4 protein-coding genes are annotated in these 4433 nt (G+C 43.2%); all 4 read left to right on the top strand.

Annotated elements, in window-relative coordinates:
• The first annotated feature begins 153 nt into the window (after positions 1-153).
• A complete protein-coding gene (locus NC238_07710) occupies positions 154-1278 on the top strand; it encodes a hypothetical protein (GenBank protein MCM1565824.1) in 1125 nt (374 codons plus the stop codon).
• A gap of 154 nt (positions 1279-1432) precedes the next feature.
• A complete protein-coding gene (locus NC238_07715) occupies positions 1433-2650 on the top strand; it encodes a hypothetical protein (protein MCM1565825.1) in 1218 nt (405 codons plus the stop codon).
• Between the two features lie 111 nt (positions 2651-2761).
• Positions 2762-4039: a hypothetical protein gene (locus tag NC238_07720; GenBank protein ID MCM1565826.1), complete on the top strand. Its 1278-nt coding sequence runs from the start codon at positions 2762-2764 to the stop codon at positions 4037-4039.
• Between the two features lie 20 nt (positions 4040-4059).
• A partial coding sequence (locus NC238_07725) for a hypothetical protein (protein ID MCM1565827.1) occupies positions 4060-4433 on the top strand: 374 nt, incomplete at its 3' end.

Genomic DNA, 4433 nt, shown 5'->3' on the forward strand with positions numbered 1-4433 from the left:
TTACCATTGTTGATGCTTACAGCAATCGGAATCAAAAGATGGTCTCCGGCGATAATCGTTCTGATGTTGATTATTTCTGTGTTCCATTACTTGATTGGCGCACTTTTCATGGTTTATGTCTAAGCACGATTTCCTATTATGGGAGGCTGGTAAATGATCATCGGGGCGAAAAAAACTGGTAACCTGTTACCCATAAATTCTGCTACGTGGATTGGTATTTTGACCTTTGCTATCCTCATCGGTTTTGTTGCTTTGGTATTGTCAAGTCATGGGTGGAATCCGCAAGCCTTCATTTTGAAAACACCCGAAGACCTACCAGATGGTCAAACATGGGGTGTAGGATATGATGGCCGTTTCGCTTATGCAATATCTGCGCATCCGTGGGGCTCTGTAGAGGATTTAGATCAACCGGGATTCCGTTATCAGAGAATCGTGTATCCTTTGCTCGTAAAACTTCTTAGCTTTGGAAATATTGGTTTTATTCCCTGGGTTATGATAGGCGTGAATATTATTGCTTCTCTTATCGTTAGTGCATCTCTGGCAACGCTTATTTCGTATAGAAGGTTATCCTCCAGTTGGTTGTCATTGGTTTTTATTTTGTCGATAGGCTTTTTGCTCTCGATAAGAATGGATCTGAATGAGCCACTAGCATATGCATTTGGATTGTCTGGTTGGGTGGCTTACGAAAAGAAACGATCATATTTGGCTTATATACTTTTTGCATTGTCGGGGTTAACAAAGGAGGTAGGTCTATTGTTCCCGGCGGCATTTGCACTGTGGGAATTTATTAGAAAACGATACCGCCATGGTCTCGCGCTTATATTTTCCGGAATCCTGCCATATCTTCTCTGGTATTTGGCCTTATTTGTAATTTTTGGAACTTCTTCTGAGCAGATTGAGAAGAGCAGGCTAAGCCTTTTTCCTCTCTCAGGATTGCGGTTCATTGAGGATCCGGTAAGCATTATTATTCTATTCTTATGGGTAATTTTGCCGGCATTGTTGGCTGGCTTATTAGCGATCATTGATTTCATCCGGATTTCTCCAGCAGCCGAGAACGATAAAGCTCTTTTCTTTCTTTTATCTCAAGTGGCGCTAATCTCTGTTCTGCCAACTCCGACTTGGGAGGATCCGCTTGCAATATTGCGTTTTGGAATGGGCTTGATTGCAGCGATATTGATATGGCTGCCTGGCCGACATCCGAAATTGTTACCCTTTTTCGCGGGATTGTGGCTGCCATCTGGTGCTTTGTTATTTGTTGTACCTGGTATGGTTTTCTAATCTAATGACGATGACCATACTATGAACACAATACCATTAAAAGGATGAGATTATTTCCCCATTGCAAGGCTGATCGCGGTGACTTACCTAAAAGTTTTTCATGACCACCATCATTCATTCATCCTCAAATCTAATTCGGAGAAGTCTAGCTATATTGAACCAATCATTATTGGTCTGGGACCGTCCGATTCCGGCAGCAATGATCTCAGCGGTAATCTTTGGCAGTATCTATTACACCGGGCGCCAGCCATATGGGCTTTCACAGTATCCATATTTCAATTTTCTGGCTGATGCTTTTCTTCACAATCAGTTATATTTGCGTTTAATTCCTGAAACTACACTCGATCTTTCGTTTTTTAATGGAAGATATTATCTTTACTGGGGCCCTGCTCCTGCTTTACTGGCGTTGCCGTTGGTTTTTCTGTTCGGGCCTCAGGTAAGCGATGTTCTGCAGTCCATTTTGTATGGCGCATTCAATGTGGGTTTATTCTCAGTTTTCTTGCGACTTTTGAGTGAGAAGGAAATATTACAACTTACTCGAGCACAAAGAGTTCTTCTCACAATATTCTTTTCGCTCGGGACACCATTTACCCCTCTTCCAGCAGTAGGAACGGTATGGTTTCTGCTGCAGCTTGTATCTCTAATGTTCGTTTTACTGGGTTTCATTGCCGGATTTTCTTTACATGGTCGGAAAGCCTTTTTTTGGAGTGGTATGGCGGCTGCTGCACTACTGCTTTCTCGTCCAACTGCGGCTCCATCATTCATTTTTTTGGCCTGGAATTTGTTGCATAGATTTTGGAAAATTGAAAGAAAGGTTTTGATGGGTTATTGCGTAGCGGGATTAAGTCCAGTAGCCGCAGGTGTAGGTCTAATCCTTATATATAATTATTTCCGGTTTGGTAATCCCTTTGAAAATGGACTGAGTTACCACTTAATGGGACCCGCGTTCCAAGTGCTAAGTGCCAAGCATGGTCAGTTCAGCCTACAGTACGTACCAACTAATCTTTTCTATAACTATTTTTTCTACCCTATCGATTTTGCGGATCTTACAATTCATCCATACGGGGGTAGCCTCTTTTTACTCAGCCCGCTCTTTTTCGCGTCATTCTTTACGCTTTGGTTGGAACGCCGTGATGTAAATACTTGGGTTTTACTTCTGTCGATTTTGATTGGTAATATACCTATGCTCCTACTTATGGGGCCAGGAGTTACTCACTATGGCTCCCGGTATGCCATAGATTTTTTTATTCCCCTCTTTCTACTAACTGCGAAGGGTATAAAAAATATTCCGTTCGCAATGAATTGTTTGCTCCTATTAATTTCCATTTTTCATTTTCTTATCGGTTCCATTGCATTTGCAAGAGTTTTTTAGATTCGAGACCTGATTGTGGTTTGGTGCTACCACAGGCGTAATCTTTACTAATCTTTTGGATTCTTACTCACAAACTAGTCTGTATATAAGAATGGATTTGAACCAGGTATCATGGCTACAATAACCAAAGATCTTCCTCATATCCATCAGATTTTACAAAAATATCTCCACCGTTTGTTGCTCACCTGGGAGAGTCCAGTAAAAGCGGTGAGTCTGGCTGCAGCAATCTTCCTCGGGATATCCGCCACCGGAGGCTCTCCCTGGCGTTTGTCGCAATATCCTTATTACAATTACCTTGCCGACGCTTTCCTACATGGGCAGCCTTATCTCCGACTGCTGCCAAATGAAACTCTGGATCTCTCCTTGTTCAATGGTCAGTATTATTTGTACTGGGGACCAGTACCTGCGGTTCTGGCTATGCCACTTGTGGCAATATTTGGGCCGCAAGTCAGTGATGTCATTCAATCCATCTTCTTCGGAGCGGTGGATGTTGGCTTATTTGCTGTTCTGTTGAGGTTGCTAAACAAGAACCGTGTGCTAGAGTTATCCCCACGGTTTCGCGGCCTGCTGGTTTGCTTTTTTACTTTGGGAACTCCCTTTACAACCCTGCCAGCGGTCGGAAATGTGTGGTTTCTCTTACAGTTAATAAGCCTGATGCTGGTATTTCTTGCCTATCTAGCCGGGGTGTCCCTTCATGGCAAGCGGGCCTTTTTTTGGAGTGGGGTGGCCGCTGGCGCCGTGCTTCTGTCCAGGCCGACAGCGGCGGCTTCGTTGATATTCTTAGCCTGGTATTTACTTAGACAACACTGGCATGAGAGCAAAAAGTCTTTAATCGGTTATTGCATTCATGGCTCCATACCAGTGCTTGTGGCAATCTCTGTGTTTCTTCTATACAATTTTGTTCGTTTCGGTGATCCTCTGGAAAATGGAATCAGCTATCACCTGATGGGTGAATCTTTTAAAAGTGTCAGCGCCAAATACGGTCAATTTAACATACACTATATACCGGGTAACATCTTCTATACATATCTTCTTTACCCTATTGATTTCACCAAGCTCTACATTACCCCTCTTGGAGGCAGCTTATTTTTGCTCAGCCCCTTGTTTTTCGGTGCACTAATCACGCTTTGGATTGAGCGGAGATCAATAAACACCTGGATTCACTTCATCTCGATTATCATTGGAAATATCCCCATCTTGCTACTCATGGGTCCGGGTGTTTTCCAATTCGGCCCAAGATATACTCTGGACTTCTTCATCCCATTAATTATCTTAACTGGAATCGCAATCAAAAGGTGGCCATTTATTCTTAACGGAATATTGCTTGGAATTTCGATATTTCATTACATCATCGGTGCGTTATTATTTGCCCAAGCTTATGGTATTTAAGCTGTATCAGAGACAACGAATTGGCACTGTTTCATCGAACCACAGGAGAAAAATCTACTAATCGGCTAGAGAAGTCTGTGATTTCTCCCATTGCACTTGGGTCTGCTACTGGCATTAGTGTGGCATGCTTCTTTTTAATGGGTGGTTATGATGCCTATGAGGTATTTTTTACTAATGAAATCCAGACGGTTCCGGCATGGGTCCATTTAATTACAGTACCCATCGGTAGGGTTCCCTGGCCTACCTCCTGGGTTTTATTAAGCTTTATAACGCTGCTCTCAGCCATCTGGGCCAAGAATCAACTGTCCGGACGATGGTGGCTGATGGTGTTCTCAGTCCCTATGCTGTGGGAGCTTTGGTCTGGCCAGATTGAGTGGTTGCCTGTTCTTGGAGC

The organism is Dehalobacter sp. (assembly GCA_023667845.1).
Classification (GTDB): Bacteria; Bacillota; Desulfitobacteriia; order Desulfitobacteriales; family Syntrophobotulaceae; genus Dehalobacter.

Coding starts and splice junctions, on each gene's coding strand:
- NC238_07710 (MCM1565824.1), top strand. CDS start 154: ATGATCATCGGGGCGAAAAAAACTGGTAACCTGTTACCCATAAATTCT.
- NC238_07720 (MCM1565826.1), top strand. CDS start 2,762: ATGGCTACAATAACCAAAGATCTTCCTCATATCCATCAGATTTTACAA.